This window comes from Streptomyces poriticola (assembly GCF_036689765.1).
Lineage (GTDB): Bacteria > Actinomycetota > Actinomycetes > Streptomycetales > Streptomycetaceae > Streptomyces > Streptomyces poriticola.
Genome location: NZ_JBAGKH010000001.1, coordinates 188,537 through 214,164, shown reverse-complemented (window position 1 = coordinate 214,164; position 25,628 = coordinate 188,537). Strand labels below are relative to the sequence as shown.

24 protein-coding genes and 1 riboswitch are annotated in these 25,628 nt (G+C 73.6%); of the genes, 10 read left to right on the top strand and 14 right to left on the bottom strand.

All coding sequences use genetic code 11. The features are described from left to right. Positions 1-14: 14 nt before the first annotated feature. The gene (gene bfr, locus V5O46_RS00915) at positions 15-494 is read right to left on the bottom strand and encodes a bacterioferritin (protein WP_332882402.1); all 480 of its coding nucleotides are present in this window, start codon (positions 492-494) and stop codon (positions 15-17) included. A gap of 183 nt (positions 495-677) precedes the next feature. Between bfr and V5O46_RS00910 the strand changes: the two genes are divergently transcribed. After that, complete coding sequence (locus tag V5O46_RS00910; protein WP_332882401.1) at positions 678-1,325, top strand: sulfite oxidase-like oxidoreductase; 648 nt, start codon at positions 678-680, stop codon at positions 1,323-1,325. Positions 1,326-1,362: 37 nt separating this feature from the next. Here the strand turns inward: V5O46_RS00910 and V5O46_RS00905 are convergent, their stop codons facing one another. The 5 genes from V5O46_RS00905 to thiO form a co-directional block, all read right to left on the bottom strand. Then, positions 1,363-2,241: a deoxyribonuclease IV gene (locus V5O46_RS00905; RefSeq protein ID WP_332882400.1), complete on the bottom strand. Its 879-nt coding sequence runs from the start codon at positions 2,239-2,241 to the stop codon at positions 1,363-1,365. A 34-nt stretch (positions 2,242-2,275) separates the two neighbouring features. Further along, positions 2,276-4,213 carry a Stk1 family PASTA domain-containing Ser/Thr kinase gene (pknB, locus tag V5O46_RS00900; RefSeq protein ID WP_332882399.1) on the bottom strand — a complete coding sequence of 646 codons (1,938 nt, stop codon included), beginning with the start codon at positions 4,211-4,213 and terminating at the stop codon, positions 2,276-2,278. Between the two features lie 115 nt (positions 4,214-4,328). Beyond that, positions 4,329-5,123 (bottom strand): thiazole synthase, encoded by a 795-nt coding sequence (locus V5O46_RS00895; protein ID WP_332882398.1) that lies wholly within the window; start codon positions 5,121-5,123, stop codon positions 4,329-4,331. Between the two features lie 3 nt (positions 5,124-5,126). Continuing rightward, positions 5,127-5,354 (bottom strand): sulfur carrier protein ThiS, encoded by a 228-nt coding sequence (gene thiS / locus V5O46_RS00890; RefSeq protein WP_332882397.1) that lies wholly within the window; start codon positions 5,352-5,354, stop codon positions 5,127-5,129. Beyond that, positions 5,351-6,529, bottom strand: coding sequence for a glycine oxidase ThiO (gene thiO, locus V5O46_RS00885; RefSeq protein WP_332882396.1), 1,179 nt, complete (start codon positions 6,527-6,529; stop codon positions 5,351-5,353). The genes thiS and thiO overlap by 4 nt, the downstream gene beginning before the upstream one ends. Continuing rightward, positions 6,527-6,638, bottom strand: a riboswitch (TPP riboswitch). It overlaps the preceding gene by 3 nt. Before the next feature lie 52 nt (positions 6,639-6,690). Between thiO and V5O46_RS00880 the strand changes: the two genes are divergently transcribed. The 6 genes from V5O46_RS00880 to V5O46_RS00855 all read left to right on the top strand — a co-directional run bounded on the left by V5O46_RS00880 (position 6,691) and on the right by V5O46_RS00855 (position 11,803). Continuing rightward, positions 6,691-7,053: a hypothetical protein gene (locus V5O46_RS00880; protein ID WP_332882395.1), complete on the top strand. Its 363-nt coding sequence runs from the start codon at positions 6,691-6,693 to the stop codon at positions 7,051-7,053. A 32-nt stretch (positions 7,054-7,085) separates the two neighbouring features. Beyond that, positions 7,086-8,336, top strand: coding sequence for an NAD(P)/FAD-dependent oxidoreductase (locus tag V5O46_RS00875; protein WP_408648848.1), 1,251 nt, complete (start codon positions 7,086-7,088; stop codon positions 8,334-8,336). Positions 8,337-8,483: 147 nt separating this feature from the next. Further along, positions 8,484-8,849 carry an Rv2175c family DNA-binding protein gene (locus tag V5O46_RS00870; RefSeq protein WP_332882394.1) on the top strand — a complete coding sequence of 122 codons (366 nt, stop codon included), beginning with the start codon at positions 8,484-8,486 and terminating at the stop codon, positions 8,847-8,849. Positions 8,850-9,008: 159 nt separating this feature from the next. After that, positions 9,009-9,665: a thiamine phosphate synthase gene (thiE, locus tag V5O46_RS00865; RefSeq protein ID WP_332882393.1), complete on the top strand. Its 657-nt coding sequence runs from the start codon at positions 9,009-9,011 to the stop codon at positions 9,663-9,665. 192 nt (positions 9,666-9,857) lie between these two features. Continuing rightward, entirely contained in the window at positions 9,858-10,781 is a 924-nt protein-coding gene (metF, locus tag V5O46_RS00860; protein WP_332882392.1) for a methylenetetrahydrofolate reductase [NAD(P)H], read from the top strand. A gap of 56 nt (positions 10,782-10,837) precedes the next feature. Next, on the top strand, positions 10,838-11,803 hold the full coding sequence (locus V5O46_RS00855; RefSeq protein ID WP_332882391.1) for an SCO2102 family sporulation regulator: 966 nt from the start codon (positions 10,838-10,840) through the stop codon (positions 11,801-11,803). Between the two features lie 31 nt (positions 11,804-11,834). Here V5O46_RS00855 and V5O46_RS00850 read toward each other — a convergent pair whose 3' ends face one another. The 4 genes from V5O46_RS00850 to V5O46_RS00835 form a co-directional block, all read right to left on the bottom strand. Next, complete coding sequence (locus V5O46_RS00850; protein ID WP_332882390.1) at positions 11,835-13,349, bottom strand: phytoene desaturase family protein; 1,515 nt, start codon at positions 13,347-13,349, stop codon at positions 11,835-11,837. A gap of 413 nt (positions 13,350-13,762) precedes the next feature. Continuing rightward, complete coding sequence (locus tag V5O46_RS00845) at positions 13,763-14,419, bottom strand: TetR/AcrR family transcriptional regulator (RefSeq protein WP_332882389.1); 657 nt, start codon at positions 14,417-14,419, stop codon at positions 13,763-13,765. Positions 14,420-14,466: 47 nt separating this feature from the next. Further along, positions 14,467-16,551, bottom strand: a complete 2,085-nt coding sequence (locus V5O46_RS00840; RefSeq protein ID WP_332882388.1) for a YhgE/Pip domain-containing protein — start codon at positions 16,549-16,551, stop codon at positions 14,467-14,469. Further along, on the bottom strand, positions 16,523-17,425 hold the full coding sequence (locus V5O46_RS00835) for an ATP-binding cassette domain-containing protein (protein WP_408648863.1): 903 nt from the start codon (positions 17,423-17,425) through the stop codon (positions 16,523-16,525). The genes V5O46_RS00840 and V5O46_RS00835 overlap by 29 nt, the downstream gene beginning before the upstream one ends. A 181-nt stretch (positions 17,426-17,606) precedes the next feature. Here V5O46_RS00835 and V5O46_RS00830 point away from each other — a divergent pair, with 181 nt between their 5' ends. From V5O46_RS00830 to V5O46_RS00820, 3 genes are all read left to right on the top strand, one after another. Next, positions 17,607-18,194, top strand: a complete 588-nt coding sequence (locus V5O46_RS00830; protein ID WP_332882386.1) for an SAV_6107 family HEPN domain-containing protein — start codon at positions 17,607-17,609, stop codon at positions 18,192-18,194. Positions 18,195-18,339: 145 nt separating this feature from the next. Continuing rightward, a complete protein-coding gene (locus tag V5O46_RS00825) occupies positions 18,340-19,158 on the top strand; it encodes a methyltransferase (protein WP_332882385.1) in 819 nt (272 codons plus the stop codon). Positions 19,159-19,468: 310 nt separating this feature from the next. Then, complete coding sequence (locus V5O46_RS00820; protein ID WP_332882384.1) at positions 19,469-19,876, top strand: DUF3040 domain-containing protein; 408 nt, start codon at positions 19,469-19,471, stop codon at positions 19,874-19,876. 143 nt (positions 19,877-20,019) lie between these two features. Here the strand turns inward: V5O46_RS00820 and V5O46_RS00815 are convergent, their stop codons facing one another. From V5O46_RS00815 to V5O46_RS00800, 4 genes are all read right to left on the bottom strand, one after another. Then, the gene (locus V5O46_RS00815) at positions 20,020-22,362 is read right to left on the bottom strand and encodes a transglutaminase family protein (protein ID WP_332882737.1); all 2,343 of its coding nucleotides are present in this window, start codon (positions 22,360-22,362) and stop codon (positions 20,020-20,022) included. A 44-nt stretch (positions 22,363-22,406) separates the two neighbouring features. Next, positions 22,407-23,774 carry a DUF58 domain-containing protein gene (locus V5O46_RS00810; RefSeq protein WP_332882383.1) on the bottom strand — a complete coding sequence of 456 codons (1,368 nt, stop codon included), beginning with the start codon at positions 23,772-23,774 and terminating at the stop codon, positions 22,407-22,409. After that, entirely contained in the window at positions 23,774-24,844 is a 1,071-nt protein-coding gene (locus V5O46_RS00805) for an AAA family ATPase (RefSeq protein ID WP_408648846.1), read from the bottom strand. The genes V5O46_RS00810 and V5O46_RS00805 overlap by 1 nt, the downstream gene beginning before the upstream one ends. A gap of 214 nt (positions 24,845-25,058) precedes the next feature. Then, a complete protein-coding gene (locus V5O46_RS00800; protein ID WP_332882382.1) occupies positions 25,059-25,607 on the bottom strand; it encodes a beta-class carbonic anhydrase in 549 nt (182 codons plus the stop codon). Between the last annotated feature and the right edge of the window lie 21 nt (positions 25,608-25,628).

Genomic DNA, 25,628 nt, shown 5'->3' with positions numbered 1-25,628 from the left:
CCCGGCCGGGCGGTCTAGCTGTCCGGCTGTTCGATCACCTGGGCGATGTAGAGCGCCTCGCCGAGCTTCTCGATCAGGTCAAGCTGGGTGTCGAGGTAGTCGATGTGGTGCTCCTCGTCCTCCAGGATCGACTCGAAGATGTTGGCGGACGTGATGTCGCCCTTCTCGCGCATCACCTTGATACCGCGCTTGAGCCGGTCGATCGCCTCCACCTCGATCTGCCGGTCCGCCTCGAACATCTCCTTCACGGTCTGCCCCACGCGGACGTGGAACAGCCGCTGGTAGTTGGGCAGCCCGTCCAGGAACAGGATCCGGTCGGTGAGCACCTCGGCGTGCTTCATCTCGTCGAACGACTCGTGCCGCGTGTACTTCGCGAGCTTCGTCCAGCCGAAGTTCTCCTGCATCTTCGCGTGCAGGAAGTACTGGTTGATCGCGGTCAGCTCACCGGTGAGCTGTTCGTTGAGGAACTCGATGACCTCGGGGTCGCCCTGCATGGCATGGGGTCCTTCCGCACGGGGAACTGGCAGCTTGCGCCGCATGATTGCACCGGCAATGAAGATCGTCCAGTAAGTGTTGACTTAGTAAGTAAGTACATGCTTAGTCGGAGTTGCCACTGAATGTCCGAGCCTGTGCGGGCGCGTTCGGGAGCATCGCCCCTGGTCTGTCAGGATGGGGGCATGGGTCAGCCGGTGGGACGCGGAGCGGGAGAAGGCGGTGCAGGAGGAGCGGTACAGCCCGAGCTCCCGCCGGGGCAGCGGCTGCAGCGCGGCTGGCCGGTGACGCACTACGGGCCGGTGCCCAAGTTCCGGCCGGAGCGCTGGGAGTTCCGGGTCTTCGGCGCCACCGCCGACGGCGAGAAGCACAGCTGGACCCACGAGGAGTTCACGGCCCTGCCGTACGCCACCGTCGTGGCCGACCTGCACTGCGTCACCAAGTTCAGCATGCTCGGTTCCGAGTGGGGCGGGATCCCCGCCACCACCGTCCTCGACCTCGCCCCGCCCGAGCCCGCCGTCACCCATGTGATGGTGTGGGCCGAGTACGGGTTCAGCTCCAACCTCCGGCTGTCCGACTTCGCCGCCGCGCGCACCCTGTTCGCCACCCACAAGGACGGCGAGCTGCTCACCGCCGAGCACGGCTTCCCGCTCCGGCTGATCGTGCCGCACCTGTACGCGTGGAAGGGCCCCAAGTGGGTCCGCGGCGTCGAGTACATGACGGCCGACCGCCGCGGCTTCTGGGAGGAGCGCGGCTACCACAACATCGGCGACCCCTGGCGGGAGCAGCGCTACTCGTACCAGGAGGAGCCCGGGGACGGCCCCGAGCTCTGAGCCGCGCTGCCGCCCGCCGGTTCGTCGGCCGGCGTCGTCAGCCCTCGCGGAGCTTCTTCAGCCGCTCCACGTCCCCCGCGTGCCCCTCCTTGCCGCCCGGCGTCTCGATGACCAGCGGTACGCCCGCGGTCGCCGGGTGCGTCATCAGCTCCCGGAACGGGTCCTCGCCGATGTGGCCGGCACCGATGTTCGCGTGCCGGTCCTTGTGCGCCCCGGCCACGTCCTCGGAGTCGTTGGCGTGGATCAGCTTCAGGCGGCCGGGGCCGACGGTGTCCACCAGCAGGTCCAGCGTCTGATGCATGCCGACGGGGCCGGTCAGGTCGTGCCCGGCGGCGAAGACATGGCAGGTGTCCAGGCAGACGCCGAGCATCGGATGGGCGTCCAGCGCCTCGAAGTACGGCCCGAAGTCCCAGGTGCGCGAGCAGAGGGAGGAGCCCTGCCCGGCGGTGGACTCCAGCAGCAGATACGGGTCGTCGTCGTGAGTCAGCTCGTCCAGCAGCGGCAGCATGTGCTCCCGGACCTGCCGCAGCGCCACCGCACGCTCCCGGCCGCCGGTGGCGCTGCCGGTGTGCACCACCACACCGAGCGCACCGATCGCCCGGGCCCGCCGCAGCGAGTGCCGCAGCGACTCCACCGAGCGCTCCACGGTCGCCTCGGTGTGCGAGCCGAAGTTGATCAGGTACGGGGCGTGGACGTACGCCGGGAGGGACTCGGCGGCGCAGGCCGCGCGGAACGCCTCGTCCTGCCTCGGACTGCCCGCCGGAGTGGCCCAGCCGCGCGGGTTGGCGACGAAGACCTGCACGGCCTCCGCCTTCAGCTCACGGGCGTAGGACAGCCCCACGGAATGCAGGCCGCCGGCGACGGGGACATGGGCGCCGACGGGGTTGCGGACGGGGCCGGGCTGCTCGGTCTTCACCCGTTCAGGGTGTCATGCGAACGGCCCCGTCCGGTCAGCGGATCGTGAGGGTGATCGTCGAGCCCTCGGGCGCGGTGTCGCCGCCCGGCACGGACTGCTTCCTGACGGTGTCGCCGAACAGCCCGAGCAGCCCGCGGTCCTCCTCGACCCGGAACCCGGCGTCCTCCAGCTTCCGCCGGGCGTCGTCGACGCTGTCGCCGACCACGTCCGGGACCTCGATCAGCTGCGGGCCCTTGGACACCGTCAGCGTCACGGTGTCGCCCTCGGCGGCCCGGCCGCCGCTGTCCGGGGTCTGCCGGGCCACCCGGCCCGCGTCGTGCTCGGAGTTGACCCGCTCGGGAGCGACCTCCACCTTCAGGCCGGCCTCGGTCAGCTCGGCCCTGGCGTCGTCGAGGTCGTCGCCGGTGACATCGGGCACGTCGATCGGCCGGCCCTTGCTGACGGTGAGCGCGATCGCCGTGCCCCCGCGCACCTCGGTACCCGCCCTCGGGTCGGTGGAGATCACGAAGCCCTTGGGGACGTCCTCGCTGAACGCCCGGGTGACCATGCCCGGCTCCAGCCCGTCCTCCTTCAGGACGGATCTGGCCCGGTCCAGCTTGTAGCCCCCCAGGTCGGCCAGCTTCACCGTCTCCGGGCCCGCGGAGACGGTGAGCGACACCGAGCCGCTGCTGCGGATCCGGGTGCCCACGGCCGGGTCGGTGCGCATCACGTCGCCGCGCTGCACCGTGTCGCTGTGGGCCTGCTCCACGCCGCCGACCTTCAGCCCCGCGCCGGCCAGCCGGTCCCGGGCCTCGGCCTCGGTCTTCCCCAGCAGCGGCGGGACCTTGGTGAACTGGCCCGAGTTGATGTACCAGACGCCCGCGCCGACGCCGAACACCAGCAGCACGGCGACCACGACCGCCATCGGGCCGCGCCGGATGCCCCTCCGGCGGGGCGGCAGCGGCGGCGGGGTCCGGAAGCGGCTGGTGCGGCTGATCCCGTCGTCGCCGTGCCCGCCGCCCGGCTCTTCGTCGTCGACCGGCAGCGGCCGGGGCAGGCCCAGCGCGCGCGGGATCACGCTGGTGCGGTCCCGGGCGTTGTCGTGCTCCTCCGTCAGCGCCTGCGGCGGCACCGCGTCCAGCTGCTCCGCGGTGAGCCGCGCGCGGGCCTCACGGACCCGCGCGAGCATGGCCACCGCGTCGTGCGGGCGGATCCCGGCGGTGCGGGCGGTCGCCGAGGCGACCAGCTCGTCCAGCTCGTACGCCGTCCCCGGCACGGCGGCCGACGGCGGCGGCACGTCCTCGTGCAGATGCCGGTAGAGCACCTGGGCGGGGGAGTCGCCGCCGTGCGGCTTGCCGCCGGTCAGCATCTCGTACAGGACCACGCCGCATGCGTAGACGTCGACGCGCGGGTCCGCGGTGCCGTGCTCGATCTGCTCGGGGGCCAGGTACGAGACGGTGCCCAGAACGGCACCTGTGGTGCTGGTGACCGTGTCCACGGCGCGGACCAGACCGAAGTCGGCGACCTTGACCCGGCCGTCGTCCCCGATGAGGACGTTCTCCGGCTTCATGTCCCGGTGCACGAACCCCGCGCGGTGCGCGGCGCCCAGGGCTGCCAGCACCGGCTCCAGGATGTCCAGCGCGGCCCTGGGCTGCAGCGCGCCGCGCTCGCGCAGCACGTCGCGCAGGGTGCAGCCGGAGACGTACTCCATCGCCAGATAGACGTACGCCCCGTCGGTGCCCTGGTCGAAGACCTGGACGACATTGGGGTGGGCGAGCCGGGCCACCGACTTCGCCTCACGGATGAACCGCTCGACGAAGGAGGCGTCGGCCGCGAGCGCCGGATGCATCACCTTGAGCGCGAGCACCCGGTCCAGACGGGTGTCCACGGCCCGGTAGACCGTGGCCATCCCGCCGACCGCGATCCGCGCGTCGATGCGGTACCGGCCGTCGAGCACCTGCCCGACCAGAGGGTCCTGAAGGGTCGTGTCCACGCAGGTGAGTGTACGAGCCGACACCGACACCCCGCCGCCTCGCCGACGATCGGTGCCGGTACTGCAGCGGACCTGTGACGCACTCCACGCAGGAGCCCCGCGGGAGGGGCGCCGGTCAGAACGCGGGGCGCTCGGGATCCAGCGCCGCGAGCCCCTCCTCCGGCGAGGAGGCCGCCGCGAAATGCCGCCGCGGGATCCGGCCCGCCAGCCGGGCCAGCCGCCCCGCCTCCACCGCGTGCCGCATCGCCTCGGCCATCAGCACCGGCTCCTGGGCCCGGGTGACCGCGGAGGCGAGCATCACGCCCGCGCAGCCCAGCTCCATCGCCAGCGCCGCGTCCGACGCCGTCCCGGCGCCCGCGTCCAGGATCACCGGCACGCGCGCGTGCTCCACGATCAGCTGGAAGTTGTGCGGGTTGCGGATCCCGAGCCCGGACCCGATCGGCGAGCCCAGCGGCATGACCGCGGCACACCCGGCATCCTCCAGCTTCCGCGCCAGAACCGGGTCGTCGTTGGTGTACGGCAGCACCGTGAACCCGTCGTCGACCAGCGTCTCCGCGGCCTCCAGCAACTCGATCGGATCCGGCAGCAGTGTCCGCTCGTCGGCGATGACCTCCAGTTTGACCAGGTCGGTGCCGAGGGCCTCGCGCGCGAGGCGGGCGGTGAGCACGGCCTCCCCGGCGGTGTAGCAGCCCGCCGTGTTCGGCAGCACCCGGATGCCCAGCCGCTCCAGCACCGACAGCACCGAACCGTGCACGGTGGGGTCCACGCGCCGCATGGCGACCGTGGTCAGCTCGGTCCCGGACGCCACCAGCGACCGCTCCAGCACGTCGAGGCTGGGTGCCCCGCCCGTGCCCATGATCAGACGGGACGTGAACGACGTACCGCCGAGGACGAAGGGATCGTCGGCCATGGGTCAGCCTCCTTGGACGGCGGTGAGGACTTCGACGCGGTCGCCCTGGGCCAGCAGGGTCGACGGCCACTGTGCGCGCGGAACGACGGTTTCGTTGAGGGCGGCGGCGACACCGGACGGCGCCTCGGTGAGCGTGCCCACCAGCGTGTCCAGCGCGGTGCCGGGAGCCACCTGGCGCGGCTCCCCGTTGACCGAGACGGTGACCGGGGGCTTCGTGACCGGGGTGTTCATGCGGACGGCTCCGTGAGGGCGGGGACGGCGGCGAAGCGCCGCGGGGTGAAGGGGCGGACCTCCTGAGGGAGGTCGCCCGTGGTCAGCACGTGCGCCATGGCGTCACCGGTGAGGGGCGTGAGCAGCACGCCGTTGCGGTAGTGCCCGGTGGCCAGCAGCAGGCCGTCCAGGGTGCTCGGGCCGAGCATCGGCGCGTTGTCCGGGGAGCCGGGCCGCAGCCCCGCGCCGGTCTCCGCCAGGGCCAGTTCCGTGACGCCCGGAACCAGTTCGTGGGCGTCGCGCAGCAGCTCGTACACACCGCCCGCGGTGACGGTCGTGTCCCAGCCCGTCTCCTCGCTGGTCGCGCCGATCACCAGCTCGCCGTTCTCCCGGGGGACCAGGTAGACGTGGTTGCCGCGGACCACCGCGCGCACGTTCCGGTGCAGCAGCGGAGGCCGGTCCCCCGGCATGGTCAGCCGGACCACCTGCCCCTTCACCGGCCGCACCGGCGGCAGGACGTCGTCCGGGATCCCCGCCAGCCGCCCGCAGAGGCTGCCCGCGGCCAGGACGGTCTGCCCGGCCGCGAGCCGGGTGCCGTCGGCCGTGACGACCCCGGTGGCCCGGTCCCCGGCGAGCGTGATCCGCTCCGCCCGCTGTCGGCGGAGGACCACCCCCGCCCGCTCACAGGCGGTCACCAGCGCACGCGCGAGGCGCCGCGGGTCGACCTGGTGATCGCCGTCCACCCGGAGCCCGCCCCGCACGCCCGGTGCGAGCATCGGCTCGAGGCGCCGGCAGTCGCGCCCCGAGAGCCACTCCGACCGCAGTCCGCACTGCTCCTGGAAGGCGTGCAGTTCTCGCAGGTGGGCCCGGTCGTCGGCGTCGAGGGCGACGGCCAGGGTGCCGCACCGGCGGTAACCGAGATCCTCGCCGGTGGCGTCGGTCAGCTCGGTCGTGAACTCCGGATAGCGGCGGGCCGACGCGAGGTTCAGGGCGAGCAGGGTCTGCTCGCCGTAGTGCAGTTCGGTGACGGCGGCCAGCATCCCCGCCGCCACCCGGGCGGCCCCGCCGCCCGGCTCGGGGTCGACCACGGTGGTGGCCAGTCCGCGCTGCGCGGCCCGCCAGGCCGTGACCAGACCGATGATCCCGCCCCCGATCACGAGGACGTCTGACGTACCCGAGGTACCTGTGGACGACATGGGCGTCCAGCCCCTCCCTTCGCCGGCATGACCCGGATCAGGTTCGTACGGTCGGAGGCCGCCAGCCTCCCTCTCAGCCCGGTGCGTCCGGGCTCCCGCGAGTGCTCTACGGTGGCCACCCTAGCTCTTGGTTCCGCGCGTCTGTAAGGGAGCATCCCGCCGTGGCCCGTTCGCTCGACGGACTCGTCCTCGCCCCCGTGGCCGACCAGGCCGCCGGTCAGGTGGGCACCCGCACCCGGTTCGCGTACCACGAGCAGGACGGCGCGGTCTGGGCCGAGTACGCCGGTGGCGACGTCGTGCGCGGCCACCTGGTGGGCACCCGGGACGGCGACCGGCTCGACTTCCGCTACGTACAGCTCGGGACCGACGGCACCACGGCGTCCGGGCACTGCGTGTCGACGGTCCGCGACCTGCCGGACGGGCGGGTGCGCCTGGAGGAGACCTGGGAGTGGGAGTCGCGGCCGGGCAGCGGGACGAGCGTGGTCGAGAGCCTGGTGGAGCAGGTCACGGCGCACGGCCACTGACTGACGCGATGTCAGGTGTCTAAGGTGATCAGGTGAGCGAGCAGACGCAGCAAGGGACGCCCGGACGCGGTGGACCTCCGGACCGCGTGGTCGTGGCCGGCGCGGGCATGGCCGGTGTACAGACCGCGGTGACCCTCCGCGAGCAGGGCTTCACCGGCGCCCTGACACTGATCGGCGCGGAGCCGCACCAGCCCTACGACCGGCCCCCGCTGTCCAAGGCCGTCCTGCTGGGCACCGCCGAGGGGTCCGCCTTCGACGTCGACTTCGAGGGGCTCGGCATCGAGCTCCGGCTGGGCTGCGAGGCGCTCGGCGTCCGGCCCGGCGAGCACACCCTGGACACCTCCGCGGGGCCCGTCCCGTACGACGTCCTGGTCCTCGCCACCGGCGCCGAACCGGTCTCGCTGCCCGGCGCCGAGGGCGTTCCCGGCGTCCATCTGCTGCGCACCCTGGACGACGCCGAGCGGCTGCGCCCGGTGCTCGCCCGGCAGCACGACATCGTGGTGGTCGGCGCCGGCTGGATCGGCGCCGAGTTCGCCACCGCCGCGCGCGAGGCGGGCTGCGCGGTGACCGTCGTGGAGGCCGCCGACCGGCCGCTCACGGGCGCGTTGCCCGCCGAGGTGGCCGCGCCGATGGCCGCCTGGTACGCCGACGCCGGAGCCGTACTGCGTACCCACGCGCGTGTGGAGCGCGTCGAGCCCGGCGCCGTGGTGCTCGAGGACGGCACGCGTGTGCCGGCCGGCGCGGTCGTCGTCGGCATCGGCGCCCGGCCCGCCACCGCCTGGCTCGCCGGATCCGGGATCGCGCTGGGCGAGCACGGCGAGGTGCTCGCCGACGACCGGCTGCGCACCTCCGCCCCGGACGTGTACGCGGTCGGCGACTGCGCCTCCTTCCCCTCCGGCCGCTACGGCGAGCGGCTGCTGGTGCATCACTGGGACAACGCCCTCCAGGGGCCGCGCACCGTGGCCGCGGGCATTCTCGGGGCGGCCGCCGGTGAGTCCGGGCCGGTGTACGACCCGGTGCCGTACTTCTGGTCCGAGCAGTTCGGCCGTTTCGTGCAGTACGCCGGTCACCACACGTCCGCCGACACCACCCTGTGGCGCGGCGATCCGTCCGGCCCCGCATGGACGGTGTGCTGGCTGCGCGAGGACCGGCTGATCGCCCTGCTGGCCGTGGGCCGTCCCCGGGACCTGACCCAGGGCAGGCGGCTGATCGAGTCCGGCGCCCTGATGGACCCGCGGCTGCTCGCCGACCCGGCGAGGCCGCTGAAGGCGGCCACGGCGTGATCCGGCCGCCCCGGGCCGGAGGGGTCCGGGCCGGACGGGTCCCGGACGGGTCCGGAGGGGTCCCGGACGGGGCCGGGCGAGGGTCGGACGCGGCCCGGCGGACGGGCCCGGCTTCCGGCTGTCAGTGCCGGATGGCAGGCTGGAAGGGTGACCGAGATTGACACGAAGATCGATGCTCTCGTCCCTGCCTGGCTCACCCTCCCCGACATCGCCGAGATGCTCGGCGTCGAGGTGACCCGCGTGCGGCAGCTGGTCAAGGAGGGCCAGCTCATCGCCGTACGCCGTGGTGAGAACCGCGCGCTGCACGTCCCCGCGGCCTTCATCGACGGGGACAAGGTGGTCAAGGGCCTGTCCGGCACCCTGACACTGCTGCGGGACGACGGCTTCACGGTGGAAGAGATGCTGGAGTGGCTCTTCACGCCCGACGACACCCTGCCCGGCACCCCCGCGCAGGCCCTGAGCGAGAATCGCGGCACGGAGGTGAAGCGCCGCGCCCAGGCGCTGGCCGTCTGACCGGACCCACCGCCCACCGTGCGGGCCGCGGCAGGCCGCAGCCGCGGCCCGGGTGAGCCGCGGCCGCACGCCGCCGAACGGCGGGGTCGCATCCCGCCCGAGAGCGACGGCGGGGGCGCCCCGCCGACACCGGAACCGACACCAGGGGGATCCCCACGCATGGCCGACACCGCAGTCACCGCCCGCGCCCGGCTCGCCGACGCCCGGCTCTACCTCTGCACGGACGCGCGCGAGCGCCAGGGTGACCTGCCCGAGTTCCTGGATGCAGTGCTGGCCGGGGGCGTCGACATCGTCCAGCTGCGCGACAAGGGCATGGAGGCGGCCGCGGAGCTGGCCCACCTGGAGGTCTTCGCCGAGGCCTGCGCCCGGCACGGCAAGCTCCTCGCGGTCAACGACCGCGCGGACGTGGCCCACGCCGCCCGTGCCGACGTGCTGCATCTGGGCCAGGGCGACCTGCCCGTGCCCGCCGCACGCGCCGTTCTCGGCGCCGGTGTGCTGATCGGCCGGTCCACGCACGCCGAGTCCGAGGCAGCCGCGGCGGTCGCCCAGGACGGCGTGGACTACTTCTGCACCGGCCCCTGCTGGCCGACCCCCACCAAGCCCGGCCGGCACGCCCCCGGCCTCGACCTGGTGCGGTACACCGCCGCGCTGGGTACGGACCGGCCGTGGTTCGCCATCGGCGGCATCGATCTCGGCAACCTCGACCAGATCCTCGAAGCGGGTGCCCGGCGGGCCGTCGTGGTCCGCGCGATCACCGAGGCGGACGATCCCGGCGCGGCGGCGGCGGAGCTCGCCGGGCGGCTCCGCGCGGCGTAGGAGGACCGGGGCGGGCGATGGAGGGCCGTCATCGGGCCGATGGACCCGGCGATGTCCAGGATGCGGACAGTCCGGCCGTCTGCAGACCCCTTGGCGTCCATGTATGTCCAAAACGTGGACAGTAAACCGACAATTCGGACAAAAGATCTGCCTCCGGTTGGGGGACCGCCCGCCCCTGGCTAACCTGCCCGTATGGCCCTCGGAACCGCATCCACCAGGACTGATCGCGCGCGCACCGTCCGCGACATGCTCACCGCCGGACGCACTACGTATTCCTTCGAGTTCTGGGCGCCCAAGACGGAGAAGGGCGAGCGGAACCTGTGGAACGCGCTCCGCAGGGTCGAGGCGGTGGCCCCCAGCTTCGTCTCCGTGACGTACGGAGCGGGCGGCTCCACCCGCTCCGGCACGGTCCGCGCGACCGAGCAGATCGCCGCCGACACCACCCTCACCCCCGTCGCCCACCTCACCGCCGTCAACCACTCCATCGCCGAGCTGCGCAACATCATCGGCCAGTACGCCGACGCCGGGATCCGCAACATGCTCGCCGTGCGCGGCGACCCGCCCGGCGACCCGCTGGCCGACTGGGTCCCGCACCCGCAGGGCCTGACCTACGCCGCAGAGCTGGTCCGGCTCATCAAGGAGTCGGGCGACTTCTGCGTCGGTGTGGCGGCCTTCCCGGAGATGCACCCGCGCTCCAGCGACTGGGACACGGACGTGGCGCACTTCGTCGACAAGTGCCGGGCCGGCGCCGACTACGCGATCACCCAGATGTTCTTCCACCCCGAGTCGTACCTGCGTCTGCGCGACAAGGTCGCCGCGGCCGGCTGCGAGACCCCCGTCATCCCCGAGGTCATGCCGGTGACCAGCGTGAAGATGCTGGAACGGTTGCCAAAGCTCAGTAACGCCTCGTTCCCTGCCGAGCTGAAAGAGCGACTCCTCACAGCCAAGGACGATCCGGCGGCTGTACGCTCCCTTGGGATCGAGTTCGCCACGGAGTTCTGCGCGCGGCTGCTGGCCGAGGGTGTGCCCGGACTGCACTTCATCACGCTCAACAACTCCACGGCGACGCTGGAAATCTACGAGAACCTGGGCCTGCACCACCCCCCGCAGGCCTAGACCGGCCGCACGTACATACGACACACTGCGTAGCGGTCACTGGGAGAGGGGCGTACATGGGCTGGACGGTCCTCTACATCGCGTTCGGCATCGTCGCGTTGTGGCTGCTCGGAGAGGTGCTGCTGCAGTACAAGGCGCGGTTGCGCTGGCGGTTGCTCGCGTTCGCCGGCTTCCTCGGCGTGGTGGTCGGCGTCCTGATCCCGTCGGTGATCGTCATCGGGCTGGGTGCGGCCGCCTTCGCGGTCGGCCAGACCTATGTGACCCTGTCGTTCCGCCGCGGCTTCGCGGCCGGGTGGGCGGTCTCCGCCCCGGCTGCCCTGGCCGGCCGGCGCGGCCGGCCCGAGCCGGTCCACCGGGACCCGACGCTGGAGGTCTCCGGACTGGAGCCGACCGGGGCCGACTACGGCGACGACGACGGCACTCACGACCGCGACGGCGTCGCCTACGGCTACGGACCCGACGGCTACGGCCACAACGGCCACGACCGTGACGACCACGACCGTGACGACGTCTTCGCGCCCGCGCGCCCGGTCGACCCCACGGCCGCGGAGACCACCGCCGTCTACGAGCCGCAGCCCATGCCGGACGACACCGGCTCCTACGGCGTCTACCGGGACGCCGGCTACGGCCAGGACCAGCATGCCGCGGCGGCCACCCAGACCGCCGACGCGTCCTACGCCTACGACTACTCCGGCTACGGCCAGCAGGGCTACGGCTACGACACCGGCGGCGAACAGCAGTACGCCGCCTACTCCGACCCGTACATCGGCACCCACACCTACGGCGGTGCCGGGTACGACACCGGCTACGACACCACCGGCCAGCAGACCTATGGTCAGGACCCCTACGCCACCGGCGGCTACGGCGGCGAGACCCCGGCCGGCGGGGTGTGGGTCCCCCAGCAGCGCAGCACCGACGACCCCTACGGCGGCGAACTCCCGCCCGAGCAGGCCTACCCCTACCAGGGCAACGGTCAACCGCAGGGGCAGCAGCAGGGGTTCGACGAGCAGTACCGATTCTGACGGCGGACGGCCGGAGACGGCGCGAAGGGGCTCACTGAGAGCCCCGGAACTCCGGCCCCTCCACGATCAGACCGGCGACCAGCGCGCCCGACATGCCCGCGTGCGGCAGCCCGCCGCCGGGATGTGACCAGCCGCCCACGGTGAACAGGCCGCCGGTGCGCGTGCTGTTGGACGGATGCAGCAGCCGGCCCCCCGCCGCGGCCAGCGCGGGTGCCGGCACCGCCCCGCCCTCCGCACCGGTCGCCTCGGCGACATCGGCCGGGGTGCGCGCCTCGTGCCACAGGAGGCGCTCGCGCAGGTCGGGTATCGCGCGCTCGGCGGCAGTGATCAGGTTCTGCGTGTGCAGACCGAACGTCTCTGATTCCGCCCGACCCCGGTCGGGCCGGACGGGCACCACCGCGGTCAGGGTCACCGCCTCGTGGCCGCTGTCCGGGACCAGCTGCGGATCGGCCGGCCGCAGCACCGTCACCGTCGGCCGCGCGGCCGGGCCGGGCGCGGACCCGAACAGAGCGTCCAGCTCCGCTTCCCGGTCCACGGCATGAACCACCGTGCGCTGCGCGGTGCCCTCCGGGCGACCGCCCCGCAGCGCCAGCAGCACGGTGATCCTGCTCGCCGCCGGCCCGTGCGGCGGGACCTCGCCGCCCCCGCGCGCACCCATCCCCCCGGCGATCCGGTCCAGAACCCCCGGCGCGACTCCTGCCACCACGAACGCGGCCTCGGCCACGCCGCCGTCGGCCAGCTGCACCCCCGCCGCACGGCCGTCCTTCTCGAGGATCGCCGTGACTTCCGCACCGAAGCGGAAATCGACCCTGCGGGCCAGACAGCGCTCGTACACCGCACGGGCCAGCTCGCGCAGCCCCCCGCGCACGTACCAGGTGCCGAACGCGTGCTCCAGGTACGGCAGCACGGCCGCGCTCGCAGGAGTGCTGCGCGGATCCAGGCCCCAGGCCAGGGCGTGGCTCTCCAGCAGGGCGGTGAGCCGGGCGTCGCGCAGCTCCCAGGCGCCCACCTCGGCGAGCGTCTGTGCCCGCCGGGTGCGCAGCAGTCGCTTGTGCGGAACCGCGGGGTAGGGCTCGCGCTCGCCGAGCACCTGCCAGTCGGGCCACAGCGGCTCCTCCAGCAGCGGACGGCGGGTGCGGTCCCAGGCCTCGCGGGCCCGCACCAGGAAGTCGCCCCAGCGCCGGCCGGCCGCCGGGCCGAGCGCCGCGTCCAGGGCGGCCACCACACCCGCGCGCGAGGCGTTCGGCAGGGCGGCCCCGGTGCCGTCCGCGAACACGTGCCGCGCGGACGGGTCGACCTGGACCAGCTCGACGCACCGCTCCAGCGGCTCCTTGCCGGTCTTGACGAACAGATCGCGCCAGACCGCGGGCAGCGGCAGCAGACCGGGGCCGGCGTCGAAGCGGAAGCCGTCGCGCTCGACACGGCGCACCGCTCCGCCGTACGTCTCCGTGCGCTCGTACACCGTCACCCGGTGGCCCGCGACGGACAGCCGGGCCGCCGCCGCCATCGCGCCCATCCCGGCGCCGATCACCGCAATCCGTGCCATGCCAGGGACTCTACCGACCGGCACTGACACTCCCCGGCGGCACGGCCGCAGCGGGCCCGGCACACACACGCCGTGGGCCCCGGTACGCAGGACTGAGTACCCGTACCCAGCCGGCGAGATGAGTACCCGGGCGGATGGGACCGGACCGGCCCGGACGGGACAGTGGAGACACGGAAAGGGGCACGGGCCCGGTACCGGCGGCACGGGGCGCCGGAACGGACCGGCCCGCGATCCGCTCCTTCCGCCGGCCGAGGCCGGCGGGAGCGAGACACGGGGGAGACCCGGGGGACGACCGAGAGGAACGGGGGTTCCCAGGGGGGACGTACGGGGGTGCGCAAGGAAGCGCCGGTCCGGCGCCGGCCCGCGGGGGACGCGGTCGGCCCGGACCGGCGCTTCTGCCGTCCGGCCCCCGCTCAGGGGCGGCCGGACACCCGTCCCTGCAGCAGCCGGGACAACGCCGCATGGACGTCGTCCAGCGAGCGCTCCGGCTGGAACGACTTCCAGTCCAGCGCGGCCACCAGCACCATGCCGACGAGCGCGGCGGCCGTCAGCGGGATGTCGATCTCCTCGCTCAGCTCGCCGCCCGCCACCCCTTCGCGCAGCACCCCCTCCACGACCGCCACCGCCTGCTGCCGGACCACCATCAGCGTGGCCTGCCAGGCCCGGTTGGTGCGCCACAGCTCGGCCACGTACAGCTGGGTGAAGGCCGGGTAGCGGTCGATGAAGACCAGGCCGGCGCGGATCATCGCGTCCAGGGCGTCGACCTTGCTGCCGCCCGCGCGCGCGGTGTCCTCCGCCGCCTCCTTCAGAGAGGCGGTCAGGAGTCCCACGCCGTGCCGGAGCAACTCCTCGAAGAGCACGGACTTGCTGGCGAAGTTGTAGTAGACCGTGCCCTTGGCCACCCCCGCGCGTTCGGCGATCTCGTCCACCGTGGTGGCGGAGAAGCCCTGCTCGGCGATGAGGGTGACGGCAGCCTCGTAGAGCTTCTGCCGGGTGGCCTCGCGGCGGCTCCGGCCGCCGGAGGGCGAGGAGCCCGCTCCAGGCGCGGAGGTGGCGCTGCTGCTTTCCATGGCCCTGATTGTCACAGGAACCCTCCCGGAAGATCGCACCGATGGGCTCACAGGGTCAGCTCCGGGTGCAGGCGGTCCAGCGTCCACACCTGCCGGCGGCGGGCCGACAGCGCGGTCAGGGCCAGCGCGCCCAGCGTGAAGAGCAGGAGAACCCCGCACGCCAGCCACACCGGTTCGAGACCGCCGCCCGTGATCAGCCTGCGGAGCGCCTCCACCACATGGCTCATCGGCAGGAACGGGTGCAGCGCGTTGAAGAAGTCCGGACTGGTCTGCACGGGGTACGTGCCGCCCGCCGACGTCAGCTGCAGCATCAGCAGAGCCAGGACCAGGATCCGGCCGGCCGCGCCGAACCGGGCGTTCAGCCACTGGATGATCGCGGTGAAGCAGGCCGTGACCAGGAACAGGAAGCCGACCGTCCCGGCCGCCCGGGCCATCTCCAGGCCGACCAGCCAGTGCAGCACCGACATCAGCGCCACCGTCTGCAGCACCCCGATCGCCACCACCGGCAGCCAGCCGGCCAGCGCGATACGCCAGGCCGAGGCGCCTGCGGCGAGGGCGCGCCGGTTCATCGGCGCGATCACCATGTACGCGACCATGGCGCCCACCCACAGGGACAGCGGGATGAAGTACGGGGCGAACCCGGTGCCGTAGTTGGGTGCCTTGTGCAGGTTGTCGGCGACCAGCTTGACCGGGTCGGCCATCACGCCGGTGCGCCGGTCGCGCTCGGGCTCGTCGTAGTCGGGGATCCGCTCGGCGCCGTCGTGCAGCCCGCCGGCCAGCTCGCTCGAGCCGTCCACCAGCTTGAACATGCCGCCGTCCAGATCGTCCGCGCCGGTCTTCAGCCGCCCGACGCCCTCGTCCAGGTCCACGGCACCGGTCCTGGCCGTGCCCAGCCCCCTGCGCAGGTCCTCGGCGCCTGCAGCGACCTTCCCGGCGCCCGTGTTCAGCTTGTTGATCCGCTTGACCGCGTCGTCGAGGTCCTCGGAGAGGTGCGGCGCGCGCTCGGCGAGATCCTCGGCCTGCTTCTGCAGCGTGGCGAGGTTCCCGTCCAGCTTCTTCAGGTCGCCGTCGTGGTCCGCGACCAGGGTGTCGAGGTCGTCGGCGATGACCGCCACGTCCGCCGCGGCGTCCCTGGCCTTCTCCAGGTCGGCGCAGGCGGCGTCGGACAGCACGGGGTCCGTGCAGCGCCGCTCGTGGATGCCGCTCAGGGTGTCCTCGGCCGCGTGGGCGCCCTCGGCCGCGGCGGGAGTGCGCTTCACCAGGGTGCCGAGGTGCTTGCGGATCACCTCGGAGGAGTCCGCCACGAGCTGTGCGGTGTCCCCGATGGTCTTCTCGTTGTCCTTCAGGAAGGGGGACACCTTCCCGGAGACCCCGTTGACCCGGTCGGCGAGCTCCTGGGTGCCCTCGGAGACCTGCCGGGCGCCGTCGTCCAGGTCGCGAGCGCCCTTGTGCAGCTTCTTCAGGCCCTTGGACAGGTCGCCGCTGCCGTCCTGGGCGTCCTTCAGGCCGTCGGCGAGATCCTCGGAGCCCTTCTTCGCCTTCCCGATGCCGCCCTTGAGGTCGTCCGCGCCCTCGGCGGCCTCCACCGTCTTGCCGTGGATGTCGGAGAACGAGATGAAGATCCGGTCCAGGAAGGTGCGCGAGGCCTTCGTGGACGCCGCCTGGCGCACCTCCCCGAACACCGTCCGGGAGATCTGCCCCACGATGTAGTTGTTGGCGTCGTTGGTGCGCACCTGCAGTGCGCCGGTCTCCGGGGAGTCGCCCTCGCTGGAGGCGATGCGCCGGCTGAAGTCGCCGGGCATGGTCAGCGACAGGTAGTACGTGCCGTCCTCCACGCCCCTGCGGGCCTCGTCGGCGCTCACCTCGTGCCAGTCGAAGGTCTCGCTCTCGTGCAGCCGCTCGGTGATGTCGTCGCCCGCGGTCAGCCTCCGGCCGTCGGTGGTCGCCCCCCGGTCCTCGTTGACCAGGGCGACGGGGATCCGGTCCAGACGCCCGTACGGGTCCCAGAAGGACCACAGGTACAGCGCGCCGTACAGCAGGGGCAGCACCAGCAGTGCGACCAGAGCGGCGCGCGGCAGGCGTCCGCGCCCGAATCGCCTGAGCTCAAGCGCGGCCAGCCTCGGCGAGCGCATCGCCGGCCTCCTTCGGTGCGTCGTCGGAGCCGCCGTGCGGGCGGTCGTCCGGGGTGTCGTCGTCCGGGGTGTCGTCGTCCGGGGTGTCGTTGTCCGGCGGAGTGCCGTCGGGGGTGCCGGTCCCGGGTGCGCCCTCGTCGGGTGAGCCCGGGGCGGGGGAGCCCGTGCCGGGGGTGTCGTCGGGGCGGGTGGACACCGTCACCGCGTGCTCCGGAGCCTCGGTGCAGACGGCCACGACCGTCGTGCCGGACTCGGCGATCGACCCCAGCAGTGACCACAGCTCCCCCCGCTCGGCGGCGGACAGCTTCAGGTCGGCGTCGTCCACGCCGAGCAGCCGTGGCCGACCCAGCAGGGCCAGCGCGACGGACAGCCGCAGCGCCTCCGGACGCTCCAGGTCCCGTACGGCCGTGCGGGAACCCTTGGGCAGGGCCGCACGGTCCAGCCCGGCCGCCGCCAGCGCGCGGTCGATGCGCAGCGCCGCCTCCGCCGCCCGCCGGGCGCGCGGCCGCAGCAGTCCGCGCAGCGAGTCGCCGAAGCGGCGCTGCAGCAGCGCCCGCTCGCGCAGATGCTCGGCGACGGTCAGCGCCGGATCGAGATCGGTCACCCCGGGCACGTGCGCGAGTGCGCTGGCCCGGCGCAGTGCGGCCATCTGCCGGGGCAGGCCCAGCCCGCCCACGACGGCCGTCCCCTCCGTCGGCTTCATCCGCCCGGTCAGGGCGAGCAGCAGGCAGGTGCGGCCCGACCCCGACGGCCCCTCCACCGCGATCAGCGAGCCCGGCCCGGCGTCCACGGTGACCCCGCGGAACGCCCAGCCGCGCGGCCCGCGCAGTCCGAAGTCGCGGGCCCTGACGTCCAGTCCGCACGGACCGTCCACGGCTCCCACCCCCTGAGCTTGATACAGCGTTTTGAACTGACTGGTCAGTTCAAAAGTTAGCCCGAACTCCCGGTCGAAGCAAAAGCCCAGGTCAGAACGGATTGTCAGTGCCATACCCCACGATGGACACATACGGCACCCCGTGTGAGGGCGCCGTCACGCAGACGACAGGAGGTTCGTCATGGCCCACCCGTCCGCAGCCGCCGCCCGCCGGCGCCGCGCCGCCGGCCCTGCCCCCTCACTGACCGGCCCGGCGAGCGATGTGCACCCCGTGCTCCGCCGGGCCACGGCCCCGCCTGCCGCCCTCGACCTGCTCGCCCGGGCCCGCTCGGTCCTGGACGAGGCCGCCGTTCTCGACTCGCCGAACGAGCGGTACGCCCGAGCCCACCTCGCCGCCCTGCGCACCGCCGCGGCCGTGCTCGCCGCCCGGGGCCGCCCGGAGACCACCCCGCGGGGCCGGGCCCGCATCCGCAGCGCCTGGGAGGTGCTCCGGGAGGTCGCACCCGAGCTCTCCGAGTGGAGCGCCCTGTTCGCCTCGGGTGCCGGGCGCCGCGCCCGCGCCGAGGCGGGCATCCAGGGCGCCGTCGGCAGCCGCGACGCCGACGACCTGATACGGGACGTGGCGGTGTTCCTGCGCCTGGTGGAGCGGATGCTGGTGCTCCAGCCGGTGCTGCCGCAGCCGCGCCAGGACGCCGGCCGGCCGGGGCGGCAGACCGGCGCGCGGGAGGTGAGGCAGGCGGGGGAGCGGCCCCTGCCGGACGCGGGCTGACCGGGCAGGCCACCGGAAGCCGCCGGCCCGGGAGGCAATAGGGTGGGAAGCGCATGAAGCCCGCCCCGCCCGCACCCGGGCCGGGCCGGGCAGCCCGTTCGCTCCGCCGCGCCAGAGGCGGTGCCGCGCCGAGGAGACAACTGCCGTGTCGGACCCGATGCGCCCGCCCGCCTCCCACCACCATCCGCACCCGACGTCGCTGCGCTCCGACCCGTCCCGTCCCCGCGCCGCGCTGCGGACCGCCGTGGTCTGGGAGGTCCTCCAGGACGCCCTCGACCGCCGGGCCAAGGCCACCGGACGCCAGGCGCTGGACGTCCTCGACACCGGCGGCGGCAGCGGCAACTTCGCGGTGCCCCTGGCCCGCCTCGGCCACCGCGTCACCGTCGTCGACCCCAGCCCCAACGCGCTGTTCGCCCTGGAGCGCCGGGCCGCCGAGGCCGAGGTCGCCGACCGGGTGCGGGGCGTCCAGGGTGACGCCCACGGCCTCTTCGACGTGGTCGAGCGCGGCGGGTACGACGCCGTGCTCTGCCACGGCGTCCTGGAGTACGTCGACGACCCTGCCGAGGGCGTCCGCAACGCGGTCGCCGCGCTGCGCAGCGGGGGCGTGCTCAGCCTGCTCGCCGCCGGGCTGGGCGGCGCCGTGCTGGCCCGCGCCCTGGCCGGCCACTTCACCGAGGCCCGGCAGGCCTTGGACGACCCTGACGGACGCTGGGGCACCGGCGACCCGATGCCGCGCCGCTTCACCGCCGAGCAGCTCACCGCCCTGGTCGAGAGCGCCGGCCTGCGGGTCGGCGCCGTGCACGGTGTGCGGGTCTTCGCCGACCTCGTACCCGGTGTGCTGGTGGACACCGAGCCCGGAGCCATGGACGCGCTGCTGCGGCTCGAGGCGGCGGCCGCCGAGCTGGCGGCCTTCCACTCCGTGGCCACCCAGCTCCACGTGCTCGGTGAGACGCGGGAGGTTTGAAGAGGCCCGGGCTGTTCACCCGGGACCCGTCGCTGATCAGCGACGGACTCGTCCGTTGATCAGCAGCGCTGCTGCACATGGAGTACGCCACAGGCCCCCCGAACGGGGGCCCGTCGCCGTATGATCGAGGGAGACCGCCCGGCATGAGGGGTCGGCCGCTGGGGAATGGGAATCTCAGCGAGCCGGGACGTCATGGCGGAGACCGGTTGGCCAATTGGCGCAGAGGGGCGGGTTTCACGGGGGCGATTCCCTGCCTATCCTGAAGGGACCCCCCGGGTCGCCCCGGCGACTGCACGATGAGGAGGACTCCGTGCCGCTCTCGGAGCACGAGCAGCGCATGCTCGAGCAGATGGAGCGAGCGCTGTACGCCGAAGATCCCAAGTTCGCGACAGCGCTTGAGGGAAGCGGGCTGCGTACGTACACCCGGCGACGGGTCTACCAGGCGGTCGCGGGCTTCCTCGTAGGTATTGCGCTCCTCATGGCCGGTATGGTCGCCCAGCAGGTCTGGCTCAGCGTCGTGGGATTCCTCGTCATGCTGGGCTGCGCGGTCCTCGCCGTGACCGGCTGGCGCAAGGCCCCCAAGCCGGGCGAGCAGCCCGCCGCCGGGGCCGCACCCCAACCCCCCGGACACCGTCAGGGACGGCAGAAACGCTCCATGATGGAGCGCATCGAAGAGCGCTGGCAGCGACGGCGTGACGAGCAGCAGGGCGGCCACTAGGGCCGCTCCGGCGGATCATCCGCAGACACGGACACCGCAGACACGGACAACAGAATCCGACATGTGTGAGGGGTGGCCACCCAGCCGGTGGCCACCCCTCACACATGCCCGGGCCCGGTGCCCGGGACGCGCCCGGGACAGGCTCAGCCGCGCTGCCCCGAGGTCCCGCGCCACGCCGGGCGGGCCGCCGCCAGCCGGGTACGCACACCGGTCCACCGGGCCGACACCGCCCAGGCCACTCGTACGGTCGAGCGGGGCGCGAAGCGGGCCCGGAGCCGCGGGCCACGGCCGGCCGCGGCCCGCAGCCCCGAGTCCACCCGGCGGACATCGTCCGCCAGACCGGCCACCGGCCGCGGCCGGGGTGCGTACAGCGCCCGCTCCACGGCGTCCGCGACGCGGTGCACCGAGGCCTCGGCCGCCGCATCGAGCCCGCCGAGCCGGGCGATCCGGGCCGCCGCCCTGCGCGGGGTCTGCGACTCGTCCGGAGCGATCCCGAAGTCCCAGGCAGTGTCCGTCAGCTCCTGCCAGGCCGCCAGGGTGTCCGGCACCACCTCCGCCTCGCCTCGCCCGTGCGACCCCAGCCGCACCGTCCGGACCCGCATCCGCCACAGCATCGGGGCCAGCGGAACCGCGAGGGCCGCGAGCCCGCCCAGCGCCCAGGCCAGCGCCACGTACCACCGCGGACCGTCGTCGTCCGAGGCCAGGGCGGCCTGCGGGGACTCGCTCGCGCAGCCGCCGAGCTGCCTGCGCTCCGCCGAGCAGCTCTCGTCGGCCGAGGGCTGCGCCGACGGGGCCTGCGAGGCCTCCTGAGACGGTCGCGGCACGTCCGGAGTGGTGCTGCCGGGCGCGTCCGGCACCGTGTAGGACGGGATGCTGCCGCGGGTCGGGGTCGGCTCGAAGCGGGTCCAGCCCACCCCCTCGAAGTACAGCTCGGGCCAGGCGTGCGCGTCCCGCAGCCCGACCGACACCGTGCCGTCCGCCTGCGGAGTGCCGGGCGCGAAGCCCACGGCCACCCGGGCGGGTATGTCCAGGGACCGGGCCATCGCCGCCATCGCGAAGGAGAAGTGGATGCAGAAGCCCTCCTTGTCCCGCAGGAAGCGGGCGATCGCCTGGGAGCCGCTGCCGACCGCCACCTCGGTGTCGTACTCGAAACGGCCGTTGACCGCGAAGTACTCCTGGAGCATCACCGCCTGGTCGTAGGCGCTCGGTGCGCCCGCCGTGACCTCGCGGGCGGTCTGCGCCACCACCGCCGGGAGGGAGTCCGGCAGCTTGGTGTACTCCTCGGCCGTCGCCGGTGCCGGCCGGGGCGCCGAGGCGAGCTGCTCGGGCGTCGGCTGCACCTCCAGGCTGCGCACCCGGTAGGTCAGCCCGCGGGTGTTCTGGCCGTGGTCGCCGACCAGCGTCATCCCGACCGGCTCGTACCGCCAGTTGCCCTCGACCCGCACCCCGCTGGGCGGGTACGGCATCGGCAGCCAGGTCTGGGCGTACCAGTCGGCCGCCGAGACGGTCGTCGAGATCTCCCGGCGCGGGATGTCCGGGCCGAGGCCGGCCGGGGCCGGGAACGTGCCCCCCGGCACCGCGGTGATCTTGCGCTTGGACGGCTTCCAGGTGGTGCCGTCGAAGTCGTCCAGGGACACGATCCGCAGATACAGACCGGACACGTCGTCGGTGTCGGTGCGCAGCGTGAGCACCTCGCGGTTCTCGTCCACGTTCAGGCTGTCGCGCAGCGAGACCAGCGGGTTCACCGCCGAGATCGTGCCCCCGCCGCCGCTGCCGGAGCCCACCCCCGAGCCGGTGCCGTCCAGCAGCCCGCCGTTCATCGCCGGCAGGGCGAGCGGCACCACCAGGGCGACGCCCAGCGCCAGCGCGCCGATCCGCCGCCCGGCGCGTGCGGGTGCCACGGCAGCACTCTGCCCACCGTCCGGTGAGCGGGACGCACCGCCGAAGACCCGGCCCCACTGGGCGAGCCGGTCCCGCCCCTCGGCCAGCAGCAGCATCAGATAGCCGGCCGCCGCGATCAGGAACCACACCCAGCCGCCGGACCCGTCGTTGAGCCCCGCGGCCACCGAGTACAGCGCGAGCAGCGGCAGCCCGGCCGGGGCAGCGCTGCGGAAGGTCACCGCGAGGGCGTCCACGAGCAGCCCGATCACCAGGACCCCGCCGATCAGCATCAGCCGGATGCCGTCGGACTCCAGCGGCGCCGGGATCGCGTACCGCGCGATGTCGTCGCCGCCCTGCCGCAGCAGCTCGGCGAAGCGGCCGAACACCTCCGGGCCCGGTATCAGCCCGGCCAGGGCCTGGCCGCGGGCGAAGACCAGGGTGAGCAGGACCAGCCCGGCCAGGGCCTGGGCCGCCACCGTCAGCGGCCGGGCCAGCGGCACCCGCCGGGCCACCGCCCCCACCACGGACTGGACGGCCAGCAGGAACGCCGCCTGCAGGATCCAGAGGAACGGGTCGACCAGGGGCAGCAGCGCACACGCCGCCATCAGCGTGGCCGCCCACGCGGACACCGCAAGCCGTGCCTGCCCGCTCACCACGTGCCCTCCCCACCGCTCGCCGCGACCACGCCCGAACGCTCCCGGTCCGCCCGGCGCCACATCTCCTCCACGGAGGCGGCGCGCGGCACGCTCACGACCGTCCAGCCGGCCTCGCGCAGCAACTGCAACCGCTCGTCACCTCCGTCCAACGGGCCGGGCACATCGGTCGGTTCCCGCAGCCAGACATCGCTGCCGAGGACGAAGGCCAGCGCGCCGCCGCTGCGCCGCCGCATCCTGGCGGCCACCGCGGCCTGTTCCTCGTCGAGGTCGCCGAAGAACGCCACCAGCAGCCCGTCGCCGCCGCCGCGCAGCACGTCGTACGCCCGGGACAGATCCGTGCCGTCGGAGTGGTCGATGACCGCGAGGGTGTCCATCAGCAGTCCGGCCGTGTCCGCCGTCTCCTGGCCGGCGCCGGTGAAACCGTCGGCGCCCTCCCCGGGCACCGCACTGCCGGTGTCCGTGAGCAGCCGCACGGAGAAGCCCCGCTCCAGCATGTGCACCAGCACCGACGCCGCGCCCGACACCGCCCACTCGAAGGCCGAGCCGGGGCCCGCGCCGGCGAAGGCGACGCCGCGGGTGTCCAGCAGCACCGTGCAGCGGGAGCGCTGCGGCTGCTCCTCGCGGCGCACCATCAGCTCACCGTGGCGCGCGGTGGAACGCCAGTGCACGCGGCGCAGGTCGTCGCCGTGGCGGTAGCCGCGCGGGATCACGTCGTCCTCGCCCGCCACGGCCGGCGAGCGCTGCCGCCCCTCGCCGTACCCCTTCGCCTCGCCGCCGAACCGCACCGGCGGCAGCGGCTCGACCCGCGGGATCACGGTGAGGGTGTCGTAGCTGGAGAAGGACCGGGTCAGTTCGCACATGCCGAACGGGTCGGTCAGCCGCAGCTGCAGCGGCCCCAGCGGGTAGCGGCCGCGCAGATCGGACCGGACCCGGTAGGACACCTCGCGCCGGCCGCCCGCCTCCACCCGGTCGAGGACGAAGCGGGGGCGCGGCCCGAGCACGTAGGGCACCCGGTCCTGGAGCATCAGCAGACCCGTGGGCAGCCGCGAGATGTTCTCGACGCGCAGATGGACCCGGGCCTCGCTGCCCGCGGGAACCCGCCCGGGGGAGAGCCGGCGGCTGCCCGCGACCCGGTGCCGGGTGCGGTACAGCACGGTGGCGCACACCGGCGGCAGCACCGCCAGCAGCAGACCCACCCGGAGCAGGTCGCTCTGGCCCAGGACGTAGGCGCAGACCCCGGCGGCGATGCCGGCGGCGAGGAAGGACCGCCCGCGGGTGGTCAGACCGGCGAGGGCGGTGCGGATGCCGCCGCTGTCGCCCCGGTCGTCGGCCTCCGCCGGTCCCGTCCCCCCGCCGGCCATCAGAGCCTCCGCGGCGGCTGCTGGCCGTACGCCGGGCCGTGGCCCAGCCCGAGGGCCCCCGCCTGCTGGGGCGCGGCGGGCACCGGCGTGCGCTGCAGGATCTCCTGGACGACCTGCTCCGCGGTGCGTCGGTTGAGCTGCGCCTGCGCGGTGGGCAGCAGACGGTGCGCCAGCACGGCGACGGCCAGGGCCTGCAGATCGTCCGGCAGCGCGTAGTCCCGGCCGTTCAGAGCGGCGGACGCCTTCGCCGCGCGCAGCAGATGCAGGGTGGCGCGCGGCGAGGCACCGAGTCTGAGATCGGGGTGGGTGCGGGTGGCGGCGACCAGGTCCACGGCGTACCGCCGGACCGGCTCGGCCACGTACACGCCGCGCACCGCCTCGATCAGCTTCACGATCTCGTGCGCGTGGGCCACCGGCTGCAGATCGTCCAGCGGGCTCACCCCGCCGTGCACGTCGAGCATCTGCAGCTCGGCCTCCGCGGAGGGGTAGCCGATGGAGACCCGGGCCATGAACCGGTCGCGCTGGGCCTCCGGCAGCGGGTAGGTGCCCTCCATCTCGACCGGGTTCTGCGTCGCCACCACCAGGAACGGGCTGGGCAGCTCGTGGGTCTGGCCGTCGATGGTGACCTGACGCTCCTCCATCGACTCCAGCAGGGCGGACTGCGTCTTGGGGGAGGCGCGGTTGATCTCGTCGCCGATCACCACCTGGGCGAAGATCGCGCCCGGCTTGAACTCGAAGTCCCGGCGCTGCTGGTCCCAGATGGAGACACCGGTGATGTCCGACGGCAGCAGGTCGGGAGTGAACTGGATGCGCCGCACGGAACAGTCGATCGACCGGGCCAGCGCCTTGGCCAGCATGGTCTTGCCGACCCCGGGGACGTCCTCGATCAGCAGGTGGCCCTCGGCGAGCAGTACGGTCAGCGAGAGCCGTACGACCTCGGGCTTGCCCTCGATCACGCTCTCCACCGACTCCCGCACGCGCTCGACGACGGCGGTCAGATCGTCCCCCACCCCCGAATACGCCCGGGCGGGGGCGCCCCCATGGCTCGCTCGGTCCTCATAGGTCGTCACCCGGCCCTCCTCGGCCCATCCCCACGCGTGCAGAGCAGCAAGGGTTCACCCCAACTTTCCGGACCGATGCCCCAGCACTGCGGACCGGCCCTCCCCGAAAACACGGACACCACACGGGAGAACTCCGTGGGACGCCCCTCCCGCATTCTTGCCGCCGTGACGGATTCGTGTCACTCGACTGTGGACAACTGGCCGCTCGGCGGCCGGTCGGGCGTCAGGCCGCCTCGACCTCCCGCAGCAGGCCGGTCTTCACATCGAAGACGAACCCGCGCACGTCATCGGTGTGCACCAGGAACGGCGAGGTGCGCACCCGCCGCATCGACTGCCGCACGTCCTGGTCGACGTCCCGGAACGACTCCACCGCCCAGGACGGGCGCTGTCCGACCTCCATCTCCAGCTCGTGCCGGAACTCCTCGGTGAGGGACTCCAGGCCGCAGCCGGTGTGGTGGATCAGGACCACGCTGCGGGTGCCGAGCGCCCGCTGGCTGATGGTCAGGGAGCGGATGACGTCGTCGGTGACGACACCGCCGGCGTTGCGGATCGTGTGGCAGTCGCCCAGCCGCAGTCCGAGCGCGGCGTGCAGATCCAGCCGTGCGTCCATACAGGCCACCACGGCGACCTGCCGGACGGGCCGGGCGTCCATCCCCGGGTCGGAGAACTCGGCGGCGTACCGTGCGTTGGCCGCGACGAGGTGGTCGGTGACGGAGCCGCCGTCGGCTATGGCGGACTCCGGGCCTGTGGGAACCGATGCAGAAGTCGTCATAGCCATGACGTTACTGGCCAC